22 protein-coding genes and 1 riboswitch are annotated in these 23549 nt (G+C 75.9%); of the genes, 13 read left to right on the forward strand and 9 right to left on the reverse strand.

The window, feature by feature from the left end:
• Positions 1–214: 214 nt before the first annotated feature.
• Genes JOE63_RS19810 through JOE63_RS19835 form a run of 6 tightly spaced genes read left to right on the forward strand, consistent with a single transcriptional unit; the run spans position 215 to position 6242 of the window.
• Positions 215–1054 (forward strand): STAS domain-containing protein, encoded by an 840-nt coding sequence (locus JOE63_RS19810; RefSeq protein WP_204543148.1) that lies wholly within the window; start codon positions 215–217, stop codon positions 1052–1054.
• A complete protein-coding gene (locus JOE63_RS19815; RefSeq protein ID WP_047233648.1) occupies positions 1051–1455 on the forward strand; it encodes an STAS domain-containing protein in 405 nt (134 codons plus the stop codon). Before JOE63_RS19810 ends, JOE63_RS19815 begins: the two co-directional genes overlap by 4 nt.
• Positions 1452–1874: an ATP-binding protein gene (locus tag JOE63_RS19820; RefSeq protein WP_087470053.1), complete on the forward strand. Its 423-nt coding sequence runs from the start codon at positions 1452–1454 to the stop codon at positions 1872–1874. Before JOE63_RS19815 ends, JOE63_RS19820 begins: the two co-directional genes overlap by 4 nt.
• The gene (locus tag JOE63_RS19825) at positions 1871–2911 is read left to right on the forward strand and encodes an ATP-binding SpoIIE family protein phosphatase (protein WP_204543150.1); all 1041 of its coding nucleotides are present in this window, start codon (positions 1871–1873) and stop codon (positions 2909–2911) included. Before JOE63_RS19820 ends, JOE63_RS19825 begins: the two co-directional genes overlap by 4 nt.
• Positions 2908–4635 carry an ATP-binding protein gene (locus JOE63_RS19830; protein WP_204543152.1) on the forward strand — a complete coding sequence of 576 codons (1728 nt, stop codon included), beginning with the start codon at positions 2908–2910 and terminating at the stop codon, positions 4633–4635. The genes JOE63_RS19825 and JOE63_RS19830 overlap by 4 nt, the downstream gene beginning before the upstream one ends.
• Positions 4632–6242: a fused response regulator/phosphatase gene (locus JOE63_RS19835; RefSeq protein WP_204543154.1), complete on the forward strand. Its 1611-nt coding sequence runs from the start codon at positions 4632–4634 to the stop codon at positions 6240–6242. The genes JOE63_RS19830 and JOE63_RS19835 overlap by 4 nt, the downstream gene beginning before the upstream one ends.
• Here the strand turns inward: JOE63_RS19835 and JOE63_RS19840 are convergent.
• Both JOE63_RS19840 and JOE63_RS19845 read right to left on the reverse strand, forming a co-directional pair.
• Positions 6200–6820 carry a dihydrofolate reductase family protein gene (locus tag JOE63_RS19840; RefSeq protein WP_204543156.1) on the reverse strand — a complete coding sequence of 207 codons (621 nt, stop codon included), beginning with the start codon at positions 6818–6820 and terminating at the stop codon, positions 6200–6202. The two genes, JOE63_RS19835 and JOE63_RS19840, sit on opposite strands and share 43 nt — an antisense overlap.
• Before the next feature lie 167 nt (positions 6821–6987).
• Complete coding sequence (locus JOE63_RS19845; RefSeq protein WP_204543157.1) at positions 6988–7464, reverse strand: DUF6069 family protein; 477 nt, start codon at positions 7462–7464, stop codon at positions 6988–6990.
• Positions 7465–7689: 225 nt separating this feature from the next.
• Here JOE63_RS19845 and JOE63_RS19850 point away from each other — a divergent pair, with 225 nt between their 5' ends.
• Together JOE63_RS19850 and JOE63_RS19855 are read left to right on the forward strand one after the other, a co-directional pair.
• Positions 7690–8940, forward strand: a complete 1251-nt coding sequence (locus tag JOE63_RS19850) for a sensor histidine kinase (RefSeq protein ID WP_204543158.1) — start codon at positions 7690–7692, stop codon at positions 8938–8940.
• Complete coding sequence (locus JOE63_RS19855; protein WP_307840256.1) at positions 8937–9662, forward strand: response regulator transcription factor; 726 nt, start codon at positions 8937–8939, stop codon at positions 9660–9662. The genes JOE63_RS19850 and JOE63_RS19855 overlap by 4 nt, the downstream gene beginning before the upstream one ends.
• Positions 9663–9665: 3 nt before the next feature.
• Here JOE63_RS19855 and JOE63_RS19860 read toward each other — a convergent pair whose 3' ends face one another.
• From JOE63_RS19860 to JOE63_RS19875, 4 genes are all read right to left on the reverse strand, one after another.
• A complete protein-coding gene (locus JOE63_RS19860) occupies positions 9666–9989 on the reverse strand; it encodes a DUF4235 domain-containing protein (RefSeq protein ID WP_087470059.1) in 324 nt (107 codons plus the stop codon).
• Between the two features lie 68 nt (positions 9990–10057).
• On the reverse strand, positions 10058–11311 hold the full coding sequence (locus tag JOE63_RS19865) for an ABC transporter ATP-binding protein (protein ID WP_204543159.1): 1254 nt from the start codon (positions 11309–11311) through the stop codon (positions 10058–10060).
• Positions 11311–13026 (reverse strand): ABC transporter permease, encoded by a 1716-nt coding sequence (locus JOE63_RS19870; RefSeq protein ID WP_204543160.1) that lies wholly within the window; start codon positions 13024–13026, stop codon positions 11311–11313. Before JOE63_RS19870 ends, JOE63_RS19865 begins: the two co-directional genes overlap by 1 nt.
• A 109-nt stretch (positions 13027–13135) precedes the next feature.
• A complete protein-coding gene (locus JOE63_RS19875) occupies positions 13136–14236 on the reverse strand; it encodes a thiamine ABC transporter substrate-binding protein (RefSeq protein WP_204543161.1) in 1101 nt (366 codons plus the stop codon).
• 82 nt (positions 14237–14318) lie between these two features.
• A riboswitch (TPP riboswitch) is annotated at positions 14319–14423 on the reverse strand.
• A gap of 178 nt (positions 14424–14601) precedes the next feature.
• On the opposite strand from JOE63_RS19875, the gene JOE63_RS19880 reads away from it, so the two are divergent.
• From JOE63_RS19880 to JOE63_RS19890, 3 genes are all read left to right on the forward strand, one after another.
• Positions 14602–15492, forward strand: a complete 891-nt coding sequence (locus tag JOE63_RS19880; RefSeq protein WP_204543162.1) for an ABC transporter ATP-binding protein — start codon at positions 14602–14604, stop codon at positions 15490–15492.
• Positions 15489–18023: an ABC transporter permease gene (locus JOE63_RS19885; RefSeq protein WP_307840257.1), complete on the forward strand. Its 2535-nt coding sequence runs from the start codon at positions 15489–15491 to the stop codon at positions 18021–18023. The genes JOE63_RS19880 and JOE63_RS19885 overlap by 4 nt, the downstream gene beginning before the upstream one ends.
• 200 nt (positions 18024–18223) lie before the next feature.
• Positions 18224–18502 carry a DUF4235 domain-containing protein gene (locus JOE63_RS19890; RefSeq protein WP_204543164.1) on the forward strand — a complete coding sequence of 93 codons (279 nt, stop codon included), beginning with the start codon at positions 18224–18226 and terminating at the stop codon, positions 18500–18502.
• 97 nt (positions 18503–18599) lie between these two features.
• Here JOE63_RS19890 and JOE63_RS19895 read toward each other — a convergent pair whose 3' ends face one another.
• Positions 18600–19775 carry an FAD-dependent oxidoreductase gene (locus JOE63_RS19895; RefSeq protein ID WP_204543166.1) on the reverse strand — a complete coding sequence of 392 codons (1176 nt, stop codon included), beginning with the start codon at positions 19773–19775 and terminating at the stop codon, positions 18600–18602.
• Between the two features lie 85 nt (positions 19776–19860).
• On the opposite strand from JOE63_RS19895, the gene JOE63_RS19900 reads away from it, so the two are divergent.
• The gene (locus tag JOE63_RS19900; protein WP_204543168.1) at positions 19861–20460 is read left to right on the forward strand and encodes a TetR/AcrR family transcriptional regulator; all 600 of its coding nucleotides are present in this window, start codon (positions 19861–19863) and stop codon (positions 20458–20460) included.
• A gap of 73 nt (positions 20461–20533) precedes the next feature.
• Positions 20534–22018 (forward strand): hypothetical protein, encoded by a 1485-nt coding sequence (locus JOE63_RS19905; protein ID WP_204543170.1) that lies wholly within the window; start codon positions 20534–20536, stop codon positions 22016–22018.
• On the opposite strand, the gene JOE63_RS19910 is transcribed toward JOE63_RS19905, so the two are convergent.
• The gene (locus JOE63_RS19910; RefSeq protein WP_087470069.1) at positions 22007–22447 is read right to left on the reverse strand and encodes a GntR family transcriptional regulator; all 441 of its coding nucleotides are present in this window, start codon (positions 22445–22447) and stop codon (positions 22007–22009) included. The two genes, JOE63_RS19905 and JOE63_RS19910, sit on opposite strands and share 12 nt — an antisense overlap.
• A complete protein-coding gene (locus JOE63_RS19915; protein ID WP_204543172.1) occupies positions 22444–23403 on the reverse strand; it encodes a hypothetical protein in 960 nt (319 codons plus the stop codon). The genes JOE63_RS19910 and JOE63_RS19915 overlap by 4 nt, the downstream gene beginning before the upstream one ends.
• Positions 23404–23549 lie beyond the last annotated feature (146 nt).

Consider the following 23549-nt stretch of genomic DNA (forward strand, 5'->3'; position numbering starts at 1 on the left):
CGCCACCGTCGTCCGGCGTCGCGGGCACCTCGACGATGGTCGTAGGTCGCGCCCTCCACCTCGTGCCCTGGTCGTGTCGCGGCCTCGCGGCACCTTGCACCGCGGCCCCGTTCTCCTTCCCCGGTGCCGGGCTGCGTGCGCACGAGCCGCACGTACACTGACCGCGCGACAGCCGCGAGCCCGTTCGGCGTCGTTCAACCCCGGAAGGACACCGATGGCCGACGCCGCCACACCCGAGACCCTTGCCCACCTCCTGACGGAGCACGCCGACGACGTGCGCAGCGCCTGGCTCGAGGCCGCCGCGCACGAGCTGCACGGCCGCACGTCGCGCGGCGAGCTCGAGCGGGAGCAGGGCGAGATCCTCGACACGCTCCTCGACGGCCTGCGCTCGGGCGGCGTCAGCCTGTCCGACGCCGCGTTCGACCAGCTCCGCGGCATCCTGGCCGACGTCTCCTCCGCGCGCGCCCGCCTCGGGTTCACCCCGCGCGAGACGGCGATCGGCGTGTTCGCGCTCAAGGAGGGCCTGTACCGGCTCGCCGCGGTGACGGACGCCGGCACGGACGTCACCCCGCTCCTGCGCCTGGTCGACCAGCTCGGTCTCTTCACGTTCGAGACCTTCGCCGCGGCGCGCGAGGCGATCATCGCCGAGCAGGCCGAGCAGCTCCTCGAGCTCTCCACCCCTGTGGTGAAGCTCTGGGAGGGCATCGTCGCGGTGCCGCTGGTCGGCACGCTCGACTCGGCGCGCACCCAGGTCGTCATGGAGAAGCTGCTCAACACGCTCGTCGACACGGGCAGCGAGCACGCGATCATCGACATCACCGGTGTCCCCGCGGTCGACACCCAGGTCGCGCAGCACCTGCTCAAGACGGTCGTCGCGGCGCGCCTCATGGGCGCCGAGTGCACGATCAGCGGCATCCGTCCGCAGATCGCCCAGACGATCGTCGCGCTCGGCATCGAGTTCGGCGACATCCGCACGCGCGCGACCCTCGCGGACGCGCTCGTCGACGCGCTGCGCGCGGGCCGCGACACCCGGCGGACCGGGCTCCCGGCATGACCGACGCCGTCCCCATCCTCAAGATCGGCTCCACGCTCCTCGTCTCGATCCAGGTCGACCTCCAGGACGACACCGCCCTGCGGCTCCAGGAGGACCTCGCCCAGCGGATCACGGACACCGGAGCGCGCGGCGTGATCATCGACATCTCCGGGCTGGAGATCGTCGACTCCTTCATCGGCCGCATGCTCGCGTCGGTCGCGGGGATCTCCCACGTGCTCGACGCGACGACCGTCGTCGTCGGGATGCGCCCCGCCGTCGCGATCACGATGGTCGAGCTCGGGCTGTCGCTCGGCGACGTCCGCACGGCACTCGACGTCGAGCGCGGCCTCGCACTCCTCGCGCCCGAGGAGCGGTCCGCCGAGGACGTGCTCCTCGCGGCCGCCGAGCGCGAGGAGAGATGACGACGACGACCCCGCCGACGTCGACGGCCGAGCGCGTGCCCGTGCGCACGGACTCCGACGTCGTCCGGGTCCGCCAGCTCGTCCGGACGCTCGCGCAGCAGGCGCGCCTGTCGCTCGTCGACCAGACCAAGCTCGTCACCGCGGCCAGCGAGCTCGCCCGCAACACGCTCGTCTACGGCGGGGGCGGCGAGGCCGAGGTCCAGCTCGTCACCGAGGGCCCGCGGACCGGCGTGCGCGCCGTGTTCTCGGACGAGGGGCCGGGCATCCCGGACCTCGACCTCGCGCTCACGGACGGCTGGACCAGCGGGAGCGGGCTCGGCCTGGGGCTGTCGGGCTCGCGCCGCCTCGTCCAGCACTTCGCGATCGACACGGCACCGGGCGCGGGCACCCGCGTCGAGATCGCCACCTGGTCCCGATGAGCCCGGTCCCCGCCCGACCCGACGAACGCCGCAGCATCGTCGAGGACGGCACCTGGTACACCGTGGACCACCCGTCGGCGGTCGGGAGCGTGCGCCGCGGCGCGAGCACCGTGGCCCGGAGCCTCGGCCTCGACGACGACCGCGCGGCCGAGATCGGGCTCGTGGTCTCGGAGCTCGCGACCAACCAGTGCCGCCACGCCGGGTCCGGCTCGATGCTGGTCCGCGTGCGACGCACCGGCGACGACACCGCGCTCGAGGTGCTCGCGGTGGACTCGGGCCCGGGCATGCGGGACATCGGCGCCGCCATGCGCGACGGCGTCTCGAGCCGCGGCACGCTCGGCATCGGCCTGGGCACGCTCCCGCGGCTCGCGTCGTCGTGGGACGCGTGGACGTCGCCGGGGCGCGGGACGGTCATCGCGGCGACGTTCGCCGCGCACGGGGCGGTGGTCGGGCTCGCCGAGCCCACGGGCATCACGCGGCCGATGACGGGCCAGTCGGTGTGCGGGGACGCGCTCGCGGTGCGCCACGACGACGGCGTCCCGAGCCTCCTCGTCGCCGACGGCCTGGGGCACGGGCCGCTCGCCGCCGCGGCGTCGGGCGCCGCCGTGCGCGCGTTCCTCGACGCGCCGGCCGGGTCGGCCGTCGCCCTCCTCGAGCGCGTGCACGCGGCGCTCGGCGGCACGCGCGGCGCCGCGGTCTCCGTCGCCCAGGTGGCCGGCGGCGGCGTGCTGCGGTACGCGGGCCTGGGCAACATCGCCGGGACCGTCCACGGCACGCGGACGCGCGGGCTCGTCAGCTATCCCGGCATCGCCGGCACCCGGGGACGCCCGCTGCGCGAGACCACCTACCCGGTCGAGGCCGGGGACGTCGTCGTGATGCACAGCGACGGGCTGACCGACCGGTGGTCCCTCGCCGACTACCCGGGTCTCGCGACCCGCTCGCCGCTCGTCGTCGCCGGCGTCGTCCTGCGCGACCACGCGGTGCGCCGGGACGACTCGTGCGTGGCGGTGCTCCCGATCGGCCGGGGGGCCGCATGAGCACGACGCTCCTCGTCACCCAGCTCCGCTCCGACTCCGACGTCATCGCGCTGCGCCGGGCGGGTCGGGAGATCTGCCGGCAGCTCGGCCTGGACACGCAGGACCAGGTGCGCGTCGCGACCGCGCTGTCGGAGATCGGCCGGTCCGCCGTCGCCTCCGGCACCGCCGACGTCGTCGTCGGGGTCCTGCCCGGGCTCCCCCAGGCGACCCTGCGCGCCGAGATCGTGGCGGGCACGCCGTTCCTCGTCGAGGGCGACTCGAGCGACGGCGGCGTCCCCGCGGCGCGCCGGCTCGTCCGCGGCCTCGAGGTCGACCCGACCGGGACCCGCGTCCTGCTCACCAAGGCGCTCCCCGCGACCGCGCGCACCGACGAGGTGACGCTCGCGGCCGTGCGGCGGTCCACCGCGGCCGCGCACGTGGCCGACGCGGTCGACGAGCTGCGCGTCCAGAACGCGGAGCTGGTGCGCACCCTCGACGAGCTCACGCGCCAGCAGGAGGAGCAGCGGCGCCTCAACGTGGAGCTGGAGGAGACGAACCGGGGCGTCCTCGCGATGTACGACCAGCTCTCCTCGGAGCTCGAGGAGACCAACACGGGCGTCGTCGCGCTCTACGCCGAGCTCGACGAGCGCGGTCGCGAGCTCGCCGCCGCGAACGAGGCGAAGACGCGCTTCCTGCGCAACGTGAGCCACGAGCTCCGCTCGCCCGTGAACTCGATCCTCGGGCTGACCTCGCTGCTCGTCGACTCCCACCTCGACGGCGAGCAGACCCAGCAGGTGGGGTTCCTCCGGGAGAGCGCCGCGACGCTCCTCACCCTCGTCGACGAGCTGCTCGACCTCGCGCGCGCCGAGGCCGGGCACGAGGACGTCGCGCCCAGGCCGGTGGACGTGGCGGAGCTGCTCGACGAGCTGCGCGGGACGACCCTTCCCGTCGTGCGAACCGGCGTCGCGCTGCGGACGGTCGTGGAACCCGGGCTCACGCTCGTCACCGACCGCCGGCTCCTGTCCCGCGTGCTGCGCAACCTCCTCACGAACGCGGTGAAGTTCACGGACCACGGCGAGGTCGTGCTCCGGGCGGAGGCCGACGGGGAGGTCGTGCGGTTCGACGTCCACGACACCGGCCTCGGCATCCCGGCGGACCAGCTCGACGCCGTGTTCGAGGAGTTCGTCCAGGTCCCCAACCGCCTCCAGCCGACCGTGCGGGGCACGGGCCTCGGGCTGCCCTACGCGCGCCGGACCTCCGAGGCGCTCGGGGGGACGCTCGTGGCGACGTCGCGCCCCGGGGAGGGGAGCGTGTTCACGCTGCGGCTCCCGTCGCTGTCCGTCGACGAGGCGGTCGCGCCGGACCCGCGACCCGAGCCCGCCGAGGCGGACCACGACCTCGGGCACGTGCTCGTCGTCGACGACGACCGGGCCTACGCCTCGGTCGTCTCCTCGATGCTCCGCGACGACGCGGCGCGGGTCAGCGTCGCGCACGACGCGTCCCACGCCCTGGCCCTCCTGCACGACGGCGCGGCCGACGTCGCGCTCCTCGACGTGTGCCTCCCGGGGACGGACGGGGTGACCCTCCGGTCGACGATCCAGAGCCTCTACCCCGCGACGGCGACGGTGCTCATGTCGAGCGCGCCCGCCCCCGCGGGGATCGGCGACGCACCGTTCCTCGCGAAGTCGGGCATCGACCGCGACCGCCTCGTCGCGACCCTGCGCCGGGAGGTGAGCGCCCGATGAGCGCCGAACGCACCGTGCTCGTGGTCGACGACACGCCCGCGCACCGCTACGTCATGGCGAGCTGGCTCCGCCGCGCCGGGTTCGACGTCGTCGAGGCCGGGACCGGGAGCGAGGCGCTGGCCCGGGCGTCGGCGCACGTCGACGCGGTCGTCCTCGACGTCAACCTCCCGGACATCCCGGGCCGGGAGGTGTGCAGCCGGCTCAAGGCCGACCCGGCGACGGCCCACGTGCCCGTCCTGCACGTGTCCGCGACCGACGTCGACGCCGCGGCGCGCACCGCCGGCCTCGAGGGCGGGGCGGACGCCTACCTGCCGGAGCCGCTCGACCGCGACGAGTTCCTGGCGACCATCAGCGCCCTGTGCCGGCGCGTGGACGCACAGCGCGGCGCGGGCCGCACGGCGCGGCGGCTCGAGGCGCTCACGGACGCGCTCGTCCCGCTCCACGAGGCCCGGTCGCCGGAGGCCGTCGCCGACCACGCGGCACGCGGCGCGTGCGCGGTCCTCGGCCGCGCGGTCGTCTCGATGGTCGTCGCCGAGGCCGGTGTCGTGCTGCGCTCCGTGTGCTCGACGGAGGGCGCCGCGCTCGTCCGTGGCCGGGGGCCGACGGCGGTCCTGCCGCCGACGGGCGCGACGTCTGCGCTGTTCGGGCCGGACGAGGTGCCCGCTCCGTGGCGGCCGCTCCTGGCCGAGGCCGGGGTGGGGCCGTCGGCGTGGTTCACCTTCTGGCTCGTCGACGCCGCGGGCGCGCTCGTCGGCGGGCTCGGCATCGAGGTCGGTGCCGAGCCGCTGTCCGCCGAGGAGCACGAGGCCGCGGGTCGTTTCGCGGAGGCGGCGACGGTCGCGCTCGCGAACCTGCGGACGTTCACCGAGGAGCACCGCATCGCCCTCGCGCTCCAGAGCGCGTTCCTGCCGGCGAGCCTCCGCGTGCAGGGCGAGGTGGAGGTGGCGGCACGGTACGAGGCGTCGGACGCGCGCCTCGACGTCGGCGGCGACTTCTACGACGCCTTCGACCTCCCGGACGGGCGCGTCGCCGTGGTCATCGGCGACGTGCAGGGTCACTCCCTGCGCGCCGCGACCGTGATGGCCGAGGTGCGCATGACGCTCCGCGCGTACCTGCGCGAGGGGCACGACGCCGCCACGGCGCTCGACCTGCTCAACGCGGCGCTGCGCGACGACCACCCCGAGTTCGCCACGGTGTGCGTGTGCGTGCTCGACCCGGCCTCCGGCGCGCTGGAGCTCACCGACGCCGGGCACCTGCCCGCGTTCCTCGTCCGGGCCGACGGCACCGTCGACCGGGCGAAGTCCGGCTCGCGGCTCCTCGGGGTGGCCAGCCCCGACGACCGCCCGGCCCACCACGACGTCCTGCGGCCGGGCGACCTCCTGGTGCTCGTGACGGACGGGCTCGTCGAGCGGCGCGGCGGGTCGCTCGTCGACGCCCTCGACCGGTTGGCGCGGGTCGCCTCCGAGAACGCGGGCGTCGGCCCCGCCGTCCTGTGCGACCGCCTCGTCGCCGCGTTCGACGACCCCGGCCGCGAGGACGACGTCGCCGTGGTGGCGGTCGCGCGTCAGGCGTCGCCGGACGGCACCTTGTCCGCGACGTCGTCGTAGGTGACCTCCGCCGGGGGCTCGGCGGGCGCGTAGACCAGGCGCACGACGCCCGTCGGGAACGTCTCGGACCGCAGGAGCGTGAGCGGGTAGTACGGCTCGCCCTCGTCGAAGAGCCGCTCGCCCGTGCGGGCCGCGACGGGATGGACGAGGAGCCGCAGCTCGTCGAGCAGACCGGCGGCGAGGAGCTGGCGCACCACCGAGATCGACCCGGCGACGAGCACCTTGCCCAGGCCCGGCTCCTCCTTGAGGGCACGGACGGCGTCGACGAGGTCGCCGTCGAGCCGCTCGACGTGCCGCCACCCGAGGTCCTGGTCGCCGCGCGTCGCGACGACCTTGCGCATGTCGCCGAGCCGCGCGGCGAACGACGCGTCCTCGCCCCCGGCGGTCTCCCGCTCGGGCCACGCGCCCGCGAAGCTGTCGTAGGTCACCCGACCGAGGAGGAGCGCGTCGACGTCCTGGTAGTCCTCGTCGACGGCGGCCGCCATGTTGTCGTCGAAGTACGGGAAGTGCCACGCCGGGTCGACCTCGGCGACGCCGTCGAGCGAGAGGAACAGCGTGGACACGAGCGTCGCGGTCATGGGATGGCCTTCCGGTCGAGGACGAGACGACGGGGCAGACCGTCGCACCCGCGCGAACTCATCGTCCCGCCGAGCACGACCTCGCGCGCGGTCGAGCACGACGTTGCTGTCGTTATCCGGCGGATAACGGCAGCAACGTCGTGCTCGGCTGATCCCGAGGGGTGGGGTCAGCGGCGGAGGGCCAGCGTGAGGGTCAGGCCGACGGCGAGGTGCTCGGCGGCGAGGAGCGCCACCGCTTCGGGCGTCACCGCCCCGAGGGGGCCCAGGAGCGAGACGAGCAGCACGACGGCGCACGTCACGAGCCAGGCGATCTCGCCCCGGCGGGGCCGACGGGCGGACAGCCGGCCGAGCAGGGCGCGCACGCCCCACGCGGCGTACCCGACGACGAGCGCCGTGACGGCCGCGGCCACGACCCCGACGGTCTGGGTGCCGGTCGCGGTGCGCACCTCCGGGTCGACGCCGAGCGCCGTCCCGACGAGCAGCACCGCCGCGGCCACGACCGCGGCGACGAGCGGGACGGACCAGCGGGGGACGCGGCGCCGGGCCGGTGCGGCCCCGGGGACCGTCGAACGTGCCGGCGCGGCGGACGCGCCGCGGCGAGGGACGTCCGAGGTGCGGTACGTGGTGGTCGGCGTCGTGGACATGACACTCCTCCTTCGTCACGCGACGGTGCCGCGTGGCTCTCGCGACCGGGGCCGCGGTCGGCGGGGTGCCGACGTCCCCCACGTTCGCGGTCGCACGGCGTCGGCCGCACCGGCCGGACGTCGACGGCCGTCCCGACCCCCGTCGGTCCCCGACCCTCCCGCCGGACCGTGACCCCCGACCTTGGTCGGTGGTCGCCCGCCGCGCCGCCCCCTAGCGTCCGGAGCATGACCACACCGACCGACTGCCCCCCGCTCGCGCGACGCCCCGTCCTCGCGACGGCCGCCGCCCGCCGTGACGGGAACCGCCCGCTCGTCCCCTGGTGGACGTTCGCCGTCGCGTGGGTCGCCGTCGCGGCGCTCACCGCGCTCGCGACCGCCGGGATCGTCGGTCAGGACGCGCCCGGCGCGGGCACCTGGCTCGACGTCCTCGTCGCGGTCCTCGCCCTCGCGGCGCTGCCGCTGCTGTGGTCGCGGTCCCCGCGCAACGCCCCCGTGCTCGGCGCCCTGGTCCTCGCGTCGCTCGCCGCGTACTCCGGCGCGGCGACACCCGCCTCGACGGTCGCGACCCTGCAGGTCGCGCGCTGGTACCCGGCGCGCACCGCGGTCCCGGTCGCGGTCGCCGGGTTCCTGGGCCACGCCGTGCAGGCGCTGTGGCGGCCGCAGGCCCTGCCGCTCGGCTGGTGGCTCCTGTGCGACCTCGCGGTGCACGCCGCCCTGCTCGGCTGGGGCATGTACTGGCAGGCGCGGGCCCAGCTCATGTGGTCGTTGCGCGACCGCGCCCGGCGTGCCGAGCGCGAGCAGGAGCGCCGCGTCGCCGAGGCCCGGGTCGCGGAGCGCACGCGGATCGCCCGCGAGATGCACGACACCCTCGCCCACCGGCTCTCGCTCCTCGCCGCGACGGCCGGGGCGCTCGAGTACCGCCCCGACGCCGACCCGGCGCAGCTCGCCCGGGCCGCGGGCCTCGTCCGGGCCGGGGTGAGCTCCGCGCTCGGCGACCTGCGCGACGTCGTGCGGGTGCTGCGTGCCGACCCCGACGACGTCGACGGGGGCGCCCCGGCACCCCAGCCCACGCTCGACGACGTCGACCGCCTCGTCGCCGAGGCGCGCGAGGCGGGCGGCGACGTCACCTACGAGCGATCGGGGTCCGTGGACGTGCCGCGGACCGTCGAGGTCGCGGCCTACCGCGTCGCGCAGGAGGGGCTGACGAACGCCCGCCGGCACGCGCCGGGCAGCCCCGTCGCCCTGCGGGTCGCGGCCCGGGCGGGCGAGGTGCGCGTCACGGTGTCCGACGGCGGCCCGCGCCTCGTCGCGGTCGGCGGCGCCGTGGGAGGGGCAGTGGGAGGGGCCGTCGAAGAGGGGACCGGAACCGGGCTCGTCGGGCTGCGCGAGCGTGTCGACCTGCTCGGCGGGACCCTCGACGCCGGCGCGCGGGACGACGGGTTCGTCCTCGATGTCCGGCTACCGTGGGACGCGTGAGCGACCAGGGTGGACGCGCCGCCGGTGCGCGCGGGAACGGGCAGCACGACGACGGAGGGGACGCGCGCGGCGTGCCACGGACCCGGCTCGTGATCGTCGACGACGACGCGCTCGTCCGCGCCGGCCTGCGGCTCATGCTCGACGGCGCCCACGGCATCGAGGTGGTCGGCGAGGCCGCGGACGGGGCCGAGGTCACGGCCGTGCTCGACGCGCACCCGACCGACGTCGTGCTCATGGACCTGCGGATGCCCCGGGTCGACGGGATCGAGGCCACGCGGCGGGTACGGGCGCGGGCGGGCGCACCCGCCGTCGTCGTGCTCACGACGTTCGACAGCGACGAGGAGGTCGTCGGGGCCCTGCACGCCGGGGCGTCGGGCTACCTGCTCAAGGACATGCCGCCCGAGCGGATCGTGGCAGCGGTCCGCGCGGCGGCGGCGGGCGAGCCGGTGCTCTCGCCGGAGATCGCGCGGCGCCTCATGAGCTCGGTCGCGGACGCGGGCGGCGAGCGCGACCGCGCGCGGGCGGCGCTCGACGCGCTCACCGGCCGCGAGCGGGACGTCGCCGTCGAGCTGGGCCGCGGCGCGGCGAACGCCGAGATCGCCGCCGCGCTGTTCCTCAGCGTCCCGACGGTCAAGGCCCACGTGTCGAACGTGCTGCTCAAGCTCGGCCTGGAGAACCGGACGCAGGTCGCGCTGCTCGTCCACGCCGCCGGCCTCGACTGACGGTCAGTCGCCCGGCCACTCCCCCGTCCACCGCTCGAACGCCCGGGCACCGCCGCGGTCGATGAGCGCCTTCACCGCGGCGAAGATCGCGCCCTGGATCAGCGCCGCGACGAGGATCTCGCGGAGCCGGTACTCGGACTCGAGCGGCTTGGGCGCGTCGCTCCGGTGCCCCGGGGTCACGCGCTTGTAGACCTGCTTGAACACCTGCCCCGCCACGAGCCCGCCCACGATCGAGCTGGCGAGCCCCACGGGGCGGTAGAGGATCTTCGCGGCCTTGCCGCCGGACTTCTCCGGGGGGTGCGTCCCCGCCGTCACGTCGTCGCTCATCACACGACGCTAGGACGGCTGCCGCTCTCTCGCCCGTCGCACGACGGCGAGCGCCGTCCGCGAGGGCGTCAGCCCGGGACGACGGCGCAGCCCGCCGGGTCGGGCGCGACGTGCACCCGGGCACCGGGCTCGGGCCCCTCGTCGACGCCGCCCGGACCGCCGGTGCCGGCGAGCGCCACGAGGCGGGCCGGCGCGCCGGGGTCGGCGCCGGGGAGGACGACGTCGACAGTGATCTCGGCCGCACCCCGCCGGAACACGCTGCCCACGACCGTCGCGACCCAGGTGCCGGGGCCCGACGACGCCGAGCCGCCCTGGGCGTCGGACGCACCCGACGTGCCGACCACGCGCAGCCCGCGCGGCCCGATCGCGAGCAGGTCCTCCGAGCCGTCGTGCGCAGAGTCGTCAGCGCCTCGTCGGTCCAGGGAGCGACCTGCTGCTGACGGCTCGGTGGGGACGAACGCCTGGTAGCCGAGGAACTCCGCGACACGGCGCGAGGCCGGCGTGCGCCACAGGTCCTCGGGCGGTGCGACCTGGAGGAGCCGGCCGGCGTCCATGACGGCGACGCGGTCGGCGACGGTGAACGCCTCGTCGTGGTCGTGGGTGACGAAGACGGCCGTCGTGCCGGTGGCCCGCAGCGCCTCGCGCAGGTCGAGCGCGAGGCGCTCGCGCAGCCCGCGGTCGAGCGCGGACAGCGGCTCGTCGAGCAGCAGCAGCCGCGGCCGCGGCGCGAGCGACCGCGCGAGCGCGACGCGCTGGCGCTCTCCCCCGCTGAGCGTCGCGACGGCGCGCCGCCCGTACCCGGCGAGCCCGACGACGTCGAGCAGCTCGGTCACGCGCGCGTCGCGCTCGGCGCGGGTCAGGCCCGCGATGCCGTAGGCGACGTTCCCCGCGACGTCGCGGTGCGGGAAGAGCTGGCCCTCCTGGAACATGAGCCCGAACCCGCGGCGGTGCACGGGGACGCCCGTGAGGTCGCGGCCGTCCCACGCCACGGACCCCGACGCGACCGGCTCGAGCCCCGCGACCGCGCGCAGCAGGCTCGACTTGCCGCACCCGCTCGGCCCGAGCAGGGCGAGCACCTCGCCGGGCGCGACGTCGAGCGTGACGCCCGCGACCGCCGTCGTGCCGGGGTCCGTGCGTGTGCCCCCGTCGTAGCGCACGACGACGTCGCGCACCGCGAGACCGGCGCCCTCCGCGGGCACGGGGTCGGGCACGGAGGCTGGCACTGGGGCGGGCACCGAGGCGGGCGCGGTGTCGGACGCCGCGTCGGTGCGCGACGGCTCCGGCGCGCCCGCGCGCGCCGGGGCGGGTTCGGCCTGCACCATCAGAACTCTCCTCCGGGTCGGTCGCCGCGCAACCGCTCGGCGAGCAGCATCACGGTCGCGGTGAGCAGCGCGAGCACGACGCTCGCCGCGAGCGCCATGCCGTAGTTCTCGGCCCCGGGACGCCCGATGAGCCGGAAGATCACGACGGGCAGCGTGGCGCTGTCCGGACGGGCGAGGAACGACGTCGCGCCGAACTCCCCGAGCGAGACGGCGAACGCGAACCCGACCGCGAGGCCGAGCGACCGTGCGGCGATCGGCCCGTCGACCGTGCGGAACACGCGGCCGGGGGCGGCGCCGAGCGTCGCGGCGGCCTCGCGCAGACGCGGGTCGATCGCGCGCAGCGTCGGCAGGACCGTCCGCACGACGAGCGGGATCGCAACCACCGCCTGTGCGATCGGCACGAGCAGGCCCGACGTGCGCAGGTCGACGTCGAGGCCGAGCGGCCGGTCGAGCGTGAGGAGGAACCCGAAGCCGACGGTCACCGCGGACACCCCCAGCGGCAGCATGAAGACCGAGTCCAGCACGGAGATCGCGCGACGGCCCCCGCGCGAGCGCGGGCGCCGGGACACGACGAGCGCCACGAGCCCGCCGATCACCACCGCCAGGACGGTCGCGAGCGCCGCCGTGCGCAGCGAGTTGCCCGCCGCCTCCCACACCGTGACCGACAGCGCGTTGCGCCCGCCCGTCGTGCCGAGGCTCGCATAGTTGTCGAGCCCCCAGCCGCCACCCGGGACGCGGAACGAGCGCACGACGAGCGTGCCGAGCGGCAGTCCGACGAGCACGACGACCACGGCCGCGGTGAGCGCCGCGGGCGCGAGGTCGCCGGTCGGGCGGCCGTCGCGCCACAGCCGCAGCGGGTGCGCCGACGACGCCGACGAGGACAGGTTCAGGGCCCGCTCGCGCCGCGCCCGCGTGCGGTTCGCGACGGTGAGCGCCGCCGCGACGACGACGAGCTGCACGACCGACAGCACCGCCGCGGTGCGCAGGTCGAGGAACTGGGTGGTCTGGATCCAGATCTCCGTCTCGATGGTCCCGTAGCGGATGCCGCCGAGGACGAGGACGACGCCGAAGGCTGTCGCGCAGAAGAGGAAGACGATCGACGCGGCGCTCGCGATCGCGGGAGTCAGCGCCGGGAGGGTCACGGTACGGAACGCGCGCCACGGCGTCGCGCCGAGCGCCCGCGCCGCCTGCTCGGCGCGCGGGTCGAGGTGCTCCCACAACCCGCCGACCGTGCGCACGACGACCGAGTAGTTGAAGAACACGAGCGCGACGACGATCGCCGCGAACGTCTCGTCGAGCCGCAGGAACCCGAGCGGACCGCCCTGCACGAGCAGCGACCGGAACGCGACGCCGACGACGACGGTCGGCAGCACGAACGGCACGGTGACGAGCGCGCGCACGACCCTCCGCCCGGGGAACCGGCACCGGTACAGCACGTACGCGCCGGGCACGCCGAGCAGCACGGAGAACGCCGTGCCGAGCACGGCCTGCCACAGCGTCAGCCCGAGGATGCGCCACGTCCGCGGCTGGGAGAACACCTCCGCGAACCCGGACAGGTCGAGACCGCCGTCGTCCCCGACGAACCCGCGCGCCACGAGCGTGACGACCGGCCACGCGAAGAACACCCCGAGGAACAGCAGCGGCACCGCCGCCGCGATCCCCCACAGCACCCCGCGCCCGACGCCGCCCCGCCAGACCGCGCGGCCCCTCACCACGGCTCTACCTCGCGCAACCACGGCTCAACCTCGGCAGACCAGGGCTCTGCCTCGGCCGACCAGGGCTCTCCCTCGCGGAGGAGAACCCTGGTCGTTCGCGACACGGGGGTCAGTCGACGACCGTCGCCGTCCATGCCTTGATCCACTCGTCACGGTGCGCCGAGATGTCGGCGGGGGCGACCTCGAAGGGCTCGTCGGCGAGCGGGGCGAACTCGGCCCAGCCGTCGGGGAGCGCGACGGAGTCGTCGGCGGGGTACATGTACATCTGGCCGGGCACGTCGGCCTGGAACGCCTCGCTCACGAGGAAGTCCACGAGCTGCTGCGCGCCCTCGGGGTTCTTCGCGTTCGCGAGCACGCCGGCGTACTCGACCTGGCGGAAGCACGTGTCGAGCAGGGCACCGGTCGTGGACGCGGAGCCGTCCTCGGTGAGCGTGAACGCGGGCGACGTCGAGTACGACAGCACGAGCGGGCGCGGTCCGGCGCCCTCGGAGCCGGAGAAGTCGACGTAGTACGCGTCCGACCACCCGTCCACGACCTTGACGCCGTTGGCGCGGAGATCGGCCCAGTAGTCCTCCCAGCCGTCCTCGCCGAACGCGCCGACGGTCGCGAGGAGGAACGCGAGCCCGGGCGACGACGTCGCCGGGTTGGTCACGACCAGGAGGTCCGCGTACTCCGGCTTCGCGAGGTCCTCGAGCGAGACCGGCTCGGGGATGCCCGCGTCGGCGAACCACGTGTGGTCGACGTTGACGCAGACGTCGCCGAGGTCGACGGGCGTCAGCTCTCCCCCGTCCCCTACCGCGTACCGCGCCGCGGAGTCGGACAGGCCGTCCGGCGTGTAGGGCGCGAGCACGCCCTCGTCGATCGCGCGCGACGCGAACGTGTTGTCGATCCCGAACACGACGTCGCCCAGCGGGGAGTCCTTCGTGAGGATCAGCTGGTTGACGAGCGCGCCGCCGTCGCCGGGAGCGACCTGCTCGACGGTGAGCCCGCTCTGCTCCTCGAACGCGGCGAGCACCTCGTCGCTCACGGCGAAGGAGTCGTGGGTGACCAGGGTGACCGTGCCCCCGGTGCCCGACGACGCGTCGTCGCCTCCCGAGCCTGACGTCGCGTCGTCGCCGCCGCACGCGGCGAGGGCGAGGAGGGCGAGGGTCGTCCCCGCGCCGGTGACGAGGGACCGGGCCCGGCGGGTGCGGGCGGTCGTGCGCTGCATGTGTCCTCCCAGGACGTTCAGGAGGGGTCCACCGGCCCGTGCGGCCCGTGCTCGGGCGAGCGCGGGAGACCGCACGAGCAGGTGATCGAGATTCCCGACTTCCTCCACCGGTGCTAACCGGATCAGGTTCGAGGGTCTGCGGTGGTCCGCACTCTCAGCTCCTCCAGGAGCTCCCCTGTCGTTCAGGTCGAGCCTACACCGGGCCGCCCCTGGGGGATTCCCCCTGAGAGAACCCTGAGAGCGGCTCCGCGGCATCCAGGGAAGGGTCCGGGCGGGTCCCCGATGCCCGGGGGCGTGCCCCCGCGGGAGGGTCGTGGCGACCGGACCGGGACACCCGGCCGACGACGCAGGAGGAGGAAGGACCGATGAGCAGCAGACCTGGGACGGCGGGTGCGACGACGACCGTCGCCGCGTCCGCCGAGGACGCCGAGAACGCCGCGGCAGCCTCAGGACCCGCCGGGACCACGCCGGAGCGTCCCGTGATCGCCACGGCGCGGGGCCTCGTGAAGACCTACGGGCGCGGCGAGGCCGCGGTCCGCGCCCTGGACGACGTCGACGTCGACCTCGAGCGGGGACGTCTGACCGCGATCATGGGCCCGTCCGGGTCGGGCAAGTCGACCCTCATGCACTGCCTCGCCGGGCTGGACTCCCCCACGGCGGGGACCGTCGTCGTGGACGGCGAGACGGTCTCGGCGATGAGCGAGCGGCGCCTGACGCGGCTGCGGCGCACGCGCATCGGGTTCGTCTTCCAGTCGTTCAACCTCGTGCCGACGCTCACGGCGGAGGAGAACATCGTGCTCCCGCTCGCCGTCGCGCGCCGGCCCGTGGACCGGGAGTGGTTCGACCGCGTGGTCGACGCCGTCGGCCTGCGCCCGCGGCTCGGGCACCGCCCGGCGGAGCTCTCGGGCGGGCAGCAGCAGCGCGTCGCGTGCGCGCGGGCGCTCGTGTCCCGGCCGGCGGTCGTGTTCGCGGACGAGCCGACGGGCAACCTCGACTCGCGCGCCGCCGCCGAGGTGCTGGGCTTCCTGCGCGCCTCGGTGGACGACCTCGGCCAGTCCGTCGCCATGGTCACGCACGACCCGACGGCGGCGTCGTACGCGCACCGCGTGCTGTTCCTCGCGGACGGGCGCCTCGTGACCGAGCTGCGCGACCCGACGCCGCAGGCCGTCCTCGACACGCTCGGCGCCCTCACGCCGGCGGCGCCGACGGGCGCGCACGCCGCCCCGGCCGCGTCCGAACCGGCGGCCGTCCGATGATGGGCCGGATCGCGCTGCGCGGCGTGCGCGCGCACGGCGCGCAGCTCGTGCTGTCCGTGCTCGCGGTGACGATCGGCGTCGCGTTCGTCACGGGCACGTTCGCGCTGCGCGCGATGCTCGCGTCGACGTTCGACGGCATCGTCGCGTCGTCGATCCAGGCCGACGCGTACGTGCGCGGCGCGTCCGCCGCCGGGTCCGCGCTCGAGGACCCGGCGCAGCTCGGCGGCTCCCGGAGCCTCGTCCCGGCCGACCTGGCCGGCACGCTCGACGAGCGGGACGACGTCGACCTCGCGCTCGCGGAGGTGAGCGGCCCCGCCGTCCTCGTGGGCGCCGACGGCACCGCCGTGCTCAGCACGCAGGCGCCGAGCATGGCGATCGGGTACGACCCGCGCGACCCCGGGCCGCGCGTGGTCGACGGCCGGGCGCCGGAGGACGGCGGCGAGGTCGCGCTCGAGTCCGCGACGCTCGAGGCGTCCGGGCTCGCCGTGGGCGACACGACCGACGTCGTGCTCGGCGACGCGGTGCACCCCGTGCGCGTGGTCGGCGAGCTCTCGCTGTCCGCGCCCATGGCGGGTGCGACGATCGTCCTGCTCGACGCGGCGACCGCCGCCGCGACCTACGCGCCGGACGGCATGGTGCCGTCGATCGCCCTGTACGCCGCCGACGGCGTCTCGCCCGAGGCGCTGCGCGACGCCGTCGCGACGGCGCTCCCCGACGGCGCCGAGGGCGTGACGGGTGCCGACCTGCGCGACGAGACGAGCAGCGCCATCGCCGACCAGCTCGGCTTCGTCTCGACGTTCCTGCTCGTGTTCGCCGCGCTCGCGCTGTTCGTCGGCACGTTCATCATCACCAACACGTTCGCGATGCACGTGCGCCGCCGCACGCGCGAGCTCGCGCTCCTGCGCGCCGTCGGGACGTCGCCCGCCCAGGTGTTCGCCTCGGTGCTGGGGCAGGCTGCGGTCGTCGGGGTCGTCGGCGCGGTGCTGGGCGTCGCGGCCGGGTTCGGGCTCGCCGAGCTCGCGCGGGCCGGGCTCGGCGCGGTGGGCATGGAGCTCGCCGGGTCGCTGCCCGTGACGACCGTCGGGATCGTGGTCCCGCTCGTCGTCGGGGTCGTGGTGTCCGTCGTCGCGGCGGCCCTGCCCGCGCGGCACGCGGCGCTCGTCCGGCCCGTGGAGGCGATGCGGGCCGACGTCGTGCGGCCCGCCGGTCCGGGCGTCGCCCGGGTGGTCGCGGGGACGCTGACCCTGCTCGCCGGCACCGGGCTCGTGGTGGGCGCCGCGGCGGTCGGGAGCGGCGGGGCACCGCTCCTCGGCCTCGGCGCGGTCGGGGTGATCGCGGGCGTGCTGCTGCTCTCCCCGCTCGCGGTCGGCCCCGTGCTCGGGGTCCTCGCCGCGCCGTTCGTCGCGCTGGTCCGGCCGCTCGGCGGGCTCGCGCGCGGCAACGTGACGCGCCAGCCGCGCCGCACGGCCGCGACCGCCGGGGCGCTCGTCGTGGGGATGGCGCTCGTGTCGACGACGTCCGTCCTCGCGCTCTCGGCGCGCGAGTCCGTGACCGGCATCGTCGACGAGGAGACGGCCGCCGACCTCGTCGTCCGGTCCGCGACCCCATACCTGCCCGAGGGCGTCGCGGCCGACGTCCTCGCGGTGCCCGGCGTCGCGTCCGCCGACCTCACGACGTACGGCCAGGTGGTCGTCGACGACGAGCCGCAGCTCGTCGTCGGGTTCCCCGCGGAGGGCTTCGGCCGCTCCGTCCGCACGACGGCGGTCGAGGGCGACCTCGACGCGTACGCCCGCGGGGAGGCCGCCGTGATGGAGGACGCGCTCGACGAGCACGGCTGGGCCCTCGGCGACGTCGTGACGATCGCCGACCCCACCCGGCCGGACCTCCCGGCGCACGACGTCCGCATCGGCGCGGTGATCGACTCCCACGCGTTCTCCGTCGACATGCTCCTGCCGCCGGACGTCGCCGCCGCGGTGGGCGCGACGACCCCCGAGATGCTGTTCCTCGACGTCGAGCCCGGTGCCGACGTCGCGGCCGTCCGCGACGGGGTGACGGACGCCGTCGCGCCGTACGTCGTGGCGAGCGTGCTCGACGACGACGAGTTCGCCGGCGAGGTCGCGTCCCAGGTCGAGTCGATCCTCGCGATCGTCTACGCCTTGCTCGGCCTGTCCGTGCTCGTCGCGGTGCTCGGGATCGTCAACACGCTAGCCCTGTCCGTCGTCGAGCGGACACGCGAGATCGGGCTCCTGCGCGCCGTCGGGCTGGGACGCGCCCAGCTCGCCACGACGATCGTCATCGAGTCCGTGCTGGTCGCGGTCTTCGGGACGGCCGTCGGGCTGGTCGTGGGTACGGGCCTCGCCGCCGCGCTGCCCTCGGTGCTCGCGGACGAGGGCTTCACGACCCTCGCCGTGCCGTGGGCGCAGCTCGGGGCGATGCTCGCGCTCGCCGCCGTCGTCGGGGTCGTGGCGGCGGTCTGGCCCGCGACGCGCGCGGCCCGGCTGCCCGTGCTCGACGCGGTGAGCCAGGAGTAGCCCGGAGTGACGACGCGAAGTCGGTGACGAGAGGCGAGAAGTGGCCCTCCACGGTGGCGTCCGGAGGGCCACTTCTCGCCTCTCGCGACGTCGGGCCGTGGGTCGCGTGCGCGCGCCGGGCGACGCGGGCGCCGACGGTTCGCACTACGGTGGGAGCACGCCCGCGCCGACCGGCGCTCCCCGACTCACGGAGGACCCTCGTGGCCGACACGACCGAGACCGAGCAGACCCTGGCCGTGAAGGTCGGGACCGTCGCCCTCACCTTCGCCGCGGGCTGGGCCGCGCAGAAGCTGGTCACGTTCATCTGGGCCAAGGTCACCGGTCACGACGCCCCGAAGGACCTCGACGACGAGGAGGTCGGCATCGTCTCCGCCGTCACCTTCGCGGCCGTCGCCGCAGGCGTCGGCGTCCTCGCGCGCCGGTTCGCCGGCAAGGAGGCCAAGCGCGTCGTCGCCCGCCTCGCGTCGCGCGCGTCGTAGGCCCACCGCCCGAACCCGGGGTCGTTCCTCGCGATCGTCACGACGTGGGGAGGGACCCCGGGTTCGGCGCACCCGACGGCGGGCGTCCGCGCCGCCGTCAGCGCACCGGGGCCGCGGGCTCGGGAGGGGTCCAGCCCATCGCGGCCTGCGAGCCGCGCGCGATCGCGGAGGCCGGGGTCAGGCCCATGAGCCTGTTCCGCACCGTCTGCCGCCACCCGCCGCCCAGGTGCGAGCCGAAGCGACCCGTCGCGACCGAGGCGCGAGCCAGCCCCCGGCACCGGGGCCGACGCGCGGCGTCGTACCCCGCGAGCGCCGGGGCGAGCCGGCCACCTGCCGCGACGGGCGACCCGACCAGCAGCCCGACGCACAGCCCGTCCTCCAGCGCCGTCGCCGCACCCTGCCCCATCGTCGGGAGCGTGCCGTGCGCGGCGTCGCCGACCATGACGACACGGCCCGTCGCGTAGCGCGGGAGGCCGCCGGGCAGGTGGTGCACGTCGTGGCGCAGGACGGCGTCCGGCGCGGTCGCGTCGAGGACCTCCTGCACGGGCGGCGCCCACCCGGCGAACCGCCGACGCGCCGCGCCGAGCTCGTCGTCGAGCCGCGTGCGCTCGGGCATCGCGACGTAGCCGTACCAGTAGGTCTCGTCGGAGGTCGTGCGCAGCAGGCCGAACTCCGCGTTCGCCCCCCAGTACTGCGTGAGCGCCTCGGCGCCCCAGGCGCCGGGCGTGATCGCGCGCCAGCTCGAGTAGCCGCTGTACACCGGCACGTTCGCGGGGAACAGGGCCGCGCGGACGGCGCTGCGCATCCCGTCCGCGGCGACCACGAGGTCCGCCTCGCGGCCGGCGACGACGGCCGGCGCGCCCTCGGCGTCCCCGGGCTCGAGGGTCGTGACCGGGGTCCCCGTGACGACCTCGACGCCCAGGTCGACCGACCGGCGGTGCAGCGCCTCGTGGAGCCGACGCCGGTGGACGCCGATCAGCCCGACGGACGCGCGCACCTGGGGAGTGTCCGGCAGCGTGAGGATCGGGTCGCCGTGGAGGTCCCACGTCCCGCCCGCCCAGGTCGCGTACCCGAGCCGGGCGACGTCGTCGTCGTCGAACCCGAGCCCGCGGAACGCCGCGACCGCGTTCCGCGACATCGCGAAGCCCGCACCGACCTCGCCGAGCGCGGGCGAACGCTCGAGGACGGTGACGCCCCATCCCGTCCGGGCGAGCGAGATCGCGGACGCGAGGCCGGCGACGCCGGCCCCGACGACGATCGCGGAAGGGGTCATGGTGGCGCTCCCAGGTCGACAGGTGGTCCGCTCGTCGGGATACCACTACGGGCGCTGTGGTACTGATGTTGCCATACTGGCAGCCATGCCGCGGACCAACCCCGAGCGGCGGGCCGCGCTCGCGGACGCCGCCGTCGCCCTCCTCGCCGCGGACGGCGTGCACGGGCTCACCCACCGCACCGTCGAGCGCGCCGCGGGGCTCCCGGCGGGGACCGCGGCCAACTACGTCCGCAGCAGGGAGGAGCTGCTCGTCGCCGCCGCCGAGCGCGTCGTCGAGCTGCACCTCGCAGCCATGCGACGGATCGACCGGACGCTCGACGTCTCCGGCTCCCCCGAGCCGCTGACCGAGCTCCTCGCCACCTCCCTCGAGGACGCCGTCACGACGTCGCGCGCGCGGTACCTCGCGATCTTCGAGCTCCAGCTCGAGGCACGCCGCCGCCCGGCGCTCGGCGCGGCGCTCGCGCGGCTCGGCTCGGTCGCGACCGCGTTCACCGCCGACGAGCACGCCGAGCTCGGGCTCGACGTCCCGCCCGACGCGATCCCCACGCTCGTCACGCTCTACGGGGGTGTGCTGTTCTCCCTGGTCAACGCCCCGGGGGACGTCGACCGCACGACAGTCCGCCACCTCGCGCGCGCGATCGTGCGGGGGACGTCGGCGGCTCACGCTGCCGCCCCACCGGCGTGAGCACCGCCGACCCCGGGCGCGGCGCTCGCGAACCGGCGGCACCCGTCACGCCCGCCCCGGTACCCTGGCGCGCGTGACGGCCCCACCGGCGACCCCTGAGAGCCCAGCGAGCGGGACGACGGTCCCCCAGGACCCGGTCCTGCGCTCCGGCGCGCGCGTCCTCGCCGACGCCGGCCGCCTGCTGACCCGGCACTGGCCCGCGCTCGTCGCGGTCGCGCTGCTCGCCGAGGTCGTCCACGAGCTCGCGCTGCGCGCCGCGCTCGCCGTCGCGCCGTCGTCGGGCGTGCTCGGCCTCCTCGTGCTGTGCTTCTCGCCGCTCGCGACGGTCGTCGGGATCGTCGTGATGCTGCACGTCCTGCGCCGCGAGCCGCGGACCGCGCGCGACCGGCTCGAGGTCCGGGCGCTGCTCGGCTCGATCGCGTCGGTCCTCGTCCCCTACCTCGTCATCTACGAGTTCTACGGCGGCCTGTCCTCCGACTGGCAGTCGTACATCGACTCCGCGGCGCTCGACCACGCGTTCGCGGCCGGGTCCGGGATCGAGACGGCGAGCCCCATCCCCGAGGGCTTCGGGCTCACCGTCGTGCTCGTCGTCGCGGGCGCCCTGCTCGCCCGCACGCTGCTCGAGCGCCTCGCCAAGCGCGTCGACCGCGGCATCTCCGCGGCGGGCGGCGACACCCAGCGCAGCACACGCTCCGCCGCCGTCCGCATCGCGGCGGGCTACTGCGAGGTCGTGTGGATCGTCGTCGGCGCGTTCACCGTCACCGCCGTCGTCGGTCGCGTGCGCGAGTGGTGGACCTCGCGCGTGGTCGTCGTCGAGACCACGACCTGGTGGGACGGCGTCGTCGCGCGCGTCGACGTGCTCAAGCCGATCGTCGACGCCCTGGGCCCGACGACGTCCCTCCTCCTCGCGGGCGTCGTCACCGGCCTCGTCGTGCCGCTCGCGTGGCTCACCCTCGGCACGATCGTCTACGGCGTCGAGGCGATCGACGTCGTCGACCCCGCGCACGCCGCGCAGGGTGGCGACGAGCCCACGGGTCGCGCGACGCGCGTCGTCGACCGGTTCAACCGGACGCTCGGGGAGAGCGGCGCGCGCAAGGCCTGGGAGCTCATGCTCGACCCCGGCCGACGGTTCGGCGGGCTCGTGGGCGCCGTCGGCATGCTGTGGCGCAGCAGGTGGAGCGCCGTGCTGCTCTTCTGCGTCGCGTTCGCGCTCCTGACGCTCGGCGAGCAGGTCGTCTACACGGCCGCGCAGGCCGTCGTCGGCCAACCCGGGATCGTCGCCTGGCGCGCGCTCGTCGGCCCGCTCGAGATCGTCGCGACCGTCGTGGTGCAGGTGCTCACGACCGTGTTGCTCGCCGCCGCGGCGGACGCGCTGCTCGCGAGCCTCGGCCTGCCGTCGGCGCTGCGCACCCGGCGCGTGGCCCGGTCGCGGACAGCGGTCGGCACAGAGGCCGGCACAGAGGCCGGCACAGCGGTCGGCACAGCGGTCGGGACCGAGGCCGGCGCGGAGGTCAGCACCGGGGCCGGCACGACGGCGGACGGCGCGTCAGCCGGCTGAGACCGTCGCGGACCGGTCGTCGCCGGACCGGTCGTCGCCCGGCTGCTCGCCGCCCGGCCGTCTGTCGACGAGCAGAGCCGCTGCGACGACGTCACGGATCTCGGTGTCCGTCAGCGCATGGTCCCGGGCCAGGCGCACGAAGCGCGCCGCCGCGTCCGTCACCGCCGCGCGCGACAGCGTCGCGGCCGGCGCCGTCACGAGGGTCCCGACCCGGCGCCGGGTCGTCACGAGCCCCGCAGCCTCCAGGTCGCGGTACGTCCGCGCGACCGTGCCCGGCGCGATCCCCAGGTCGTTCGCGAGGGCACGCACCGTGGGCAGGCGCTGCCCGTCGGCGAGGTCGCCCGCCGTGACGAGGGCCGCGAGCTGGGCGCGGAGCTGCTCGTAGTGCGGCGTCGGGGAGTCCAGGTCGATGCGGACGGCGAGGCTCACGCGACCGCCCCCTCGGGCTCGCGCACCGGCGCTGCCGTCGGCGCGGGGTCGCGGGCCGGCCAGACCAGGACCACGACCGCCACGACCACGACGGCCAGCGCCACGAGCACGAGGGCGTGACCGGCCTGGACGTAGCCCGGGCTGAGCCCGGGACCCATCCTGACCCCGTCGCCGCTCCCCAGCCCCAACCACCGCAGCGAGAGCCCGCCCAGCGCGACGAGCCCGCCGAGCGTCAGGCCCAGGACGACCTGGGTGGCGCGCTCGACGCGACGAGCGACCCGGCGGCGGAGCCACATGTCCCACTCCTCGTCCACGTCCTCGACCGCCGGTCGCGACGCGACGAGGCGCAGCACCACCTCCGAGGCCACGACGACGACGACGGTCGCGACCAGGAGCGGCACCGTCCACAGCCACCCGGGGAAGGGGGCGACCGTGTACGCCTCGTACCGGCCGACGACGCGGGAGATCGAGCGCGGGCCGTCGGACAGGAGGCCGAACGCCACGCTCGCGACGGCGACGCCCCCGGCCCAGGTCCACGCGAGGCGGCGGGTGAGCGTCGGGACGACGTCGGCCGTCGAGCGCGCGACGAGCCGCGCCTCGCGCTGGCGGTGCGTCGGGCGCGGCCACGTGAGCTCGCCCACAGCGTGGACGGCCAGGGCGCCGGAGAGCGCGACGAGCGGCAGCACCGCCGTCGTCCTCGCTCCGAGCGGGACGAGCCCGAGGTAGAGGTACAAGGGCGGCAGCAGGATCCCCGTGGCGACGAGCATCCCCGCGCCGGCGCTCGTCCCCGCCGCGTGCCGCACCGCGCGCCGCCCCGCCGAGCTCGGGACGACGGCACGCCGCCCGTCCCACCACAGCAGCGCCGCGACGACGACCGCAGCCAGCAGCGCGAGGTCGACCGCGAGGGCGACCGGGAACGGCAACGGGTTCCCCAGCATCCACGACACCCAGCTCATGTCCACCTCCGTCAGAGAGTATTGATCATGAACTATGATCATAATCCTCTGCGCCGTCAAGCGGCTGACGTTCAGCGCCCGACCTCCGGGCGCGTCATGTTACTGATCGTGCACATCTGCGCGGTGTCACCGTTCTTGCACTTGAG

The organism is Cellulosimicrobium cellulans (assembly GCF_016907755.1).
GTDB classification, from domain to species: domain Bacteria; phylum Actinomycetota; class Actinomycetes; order Actinomycetales; family Cellulomonadaceae; genus Cellulosimicrobium; species Cellulosimicrobium cellulans_D.

Coding starts and splice junctions, on each gene's coding strand:
- JOE63_RS19810 (WP_204543148.1), top strand. CDS start 215: ATGGCCGACGCCGCCACACCCGAGACCCTTGCCCACCTCCTGACGGAG.
- JOE63_RS19815 (WP_047233648.1), top strand. CDS start 1,051: ATGACCGACGCCGTCCCCATCCTCAAGATCGGCTCCACGCTCCTCGTC.
- JOE63_RS19820 (WP_087470053.1), top strand. CDS start 1,452: ATGACGACGACGACCCCGCCGACGTCGACGGCCGAGCGCGTGCCCGTG.
- JOE63_RS19825 (WP_204543150.1), top strand. CDS start 1,871: ATGAGCCCGGTCCCCGCCCGACCCGACGAACGCCGCAGCATCGTCGAG.
- JOE63_RS19830 (WP_204543152.1), top strand. CDS start 2,908: ATGAGCACGACGCTCCTCGTCACCCAGCTCCGCTCCGACTCCGACGTC.
- JOE63_RS19835 (WP_204543154.1), top strand. CDS start 4,632: ATGAGCGCCGAACGCACCGTGCTCGTGGTCGACGACACGCCCGCGCAC.
- JOE63_RS19840 (WP_204543156.1), bottom strand. CDS start 6,820: ATGACCGCGACGCTCGTGTCCACGCTGTTCCTCTCGCTCGACGGCGTC.
- JOE63_RS19845 (WP_204543157.1), bottom strand. CDS start 7,464: ATGTCCACGACGCCGACCACCACGTACCGCACCTCGGACGTCCCTCGC.
- JOE63_RS19850 (WP_204543158.1), top strand. CDS start 7,690: ATGACCACACCGACCGACTGCCCCCCGCTCGCGCGACGCCCCGTCCTC.
- JOE63_RS19860 (WP_087470059.1), bottom strand. CDS start 9,989: ATGAGCGACGACGTGACGGCGGGGACGCACCCCCCGGAGAAGTCCGGC.
- JOE63_RS19865 (WP_204543159.1), bottom strand. CDS start 11,311: ATGGTGCAGGCCGAACCCGCCCCGGCGCGCGCGGGCGCGCCGGAGCCG.
- JOE63_RS19875 (WP_204543161.1), bottom strand. CDS start 14,236: ATGCAGCGCACGACCGCCCGCACCCGCCGGGCCCGGTCCCTCGTCACC.
- JOE63_RS19880 (WP_204543162.1), top strand. CDS start 14,602: ATGAGCAGCAGACCTGGGACGGCGGGTGCGACGACGACCGTCGCCGCG.
- JOE63_RS19885 (WP_307840257.1), top strand. CDS start 15,489: ATGATGGGCCGGATCGCGCTGCGCGGCGTGCGCGCGCACGGCGCGCAG.
- JOE63_RS19895 (WP_204543166.1), bottom strand. CDS start 19,775: ATGACCCCTTCCGCGATCGTCGTCGGGGCCGGCGTCGCCGGCCTCGCG.
- JOE63_RS19900 (WP_204543168.1), top strand. CDS start 19,861: ATGCCGCGGACCAACCCCGAGCGGCGGGCCGCGCTCGCGGACGCCGCC.
- JOE63_RS19915 (WP_204543172.1), bottom strand. CDS start 23,403: ATGAGCTGGGTGTCGTGGATGCTGGGGAACCCGTTGCCGTTCCCGGTC.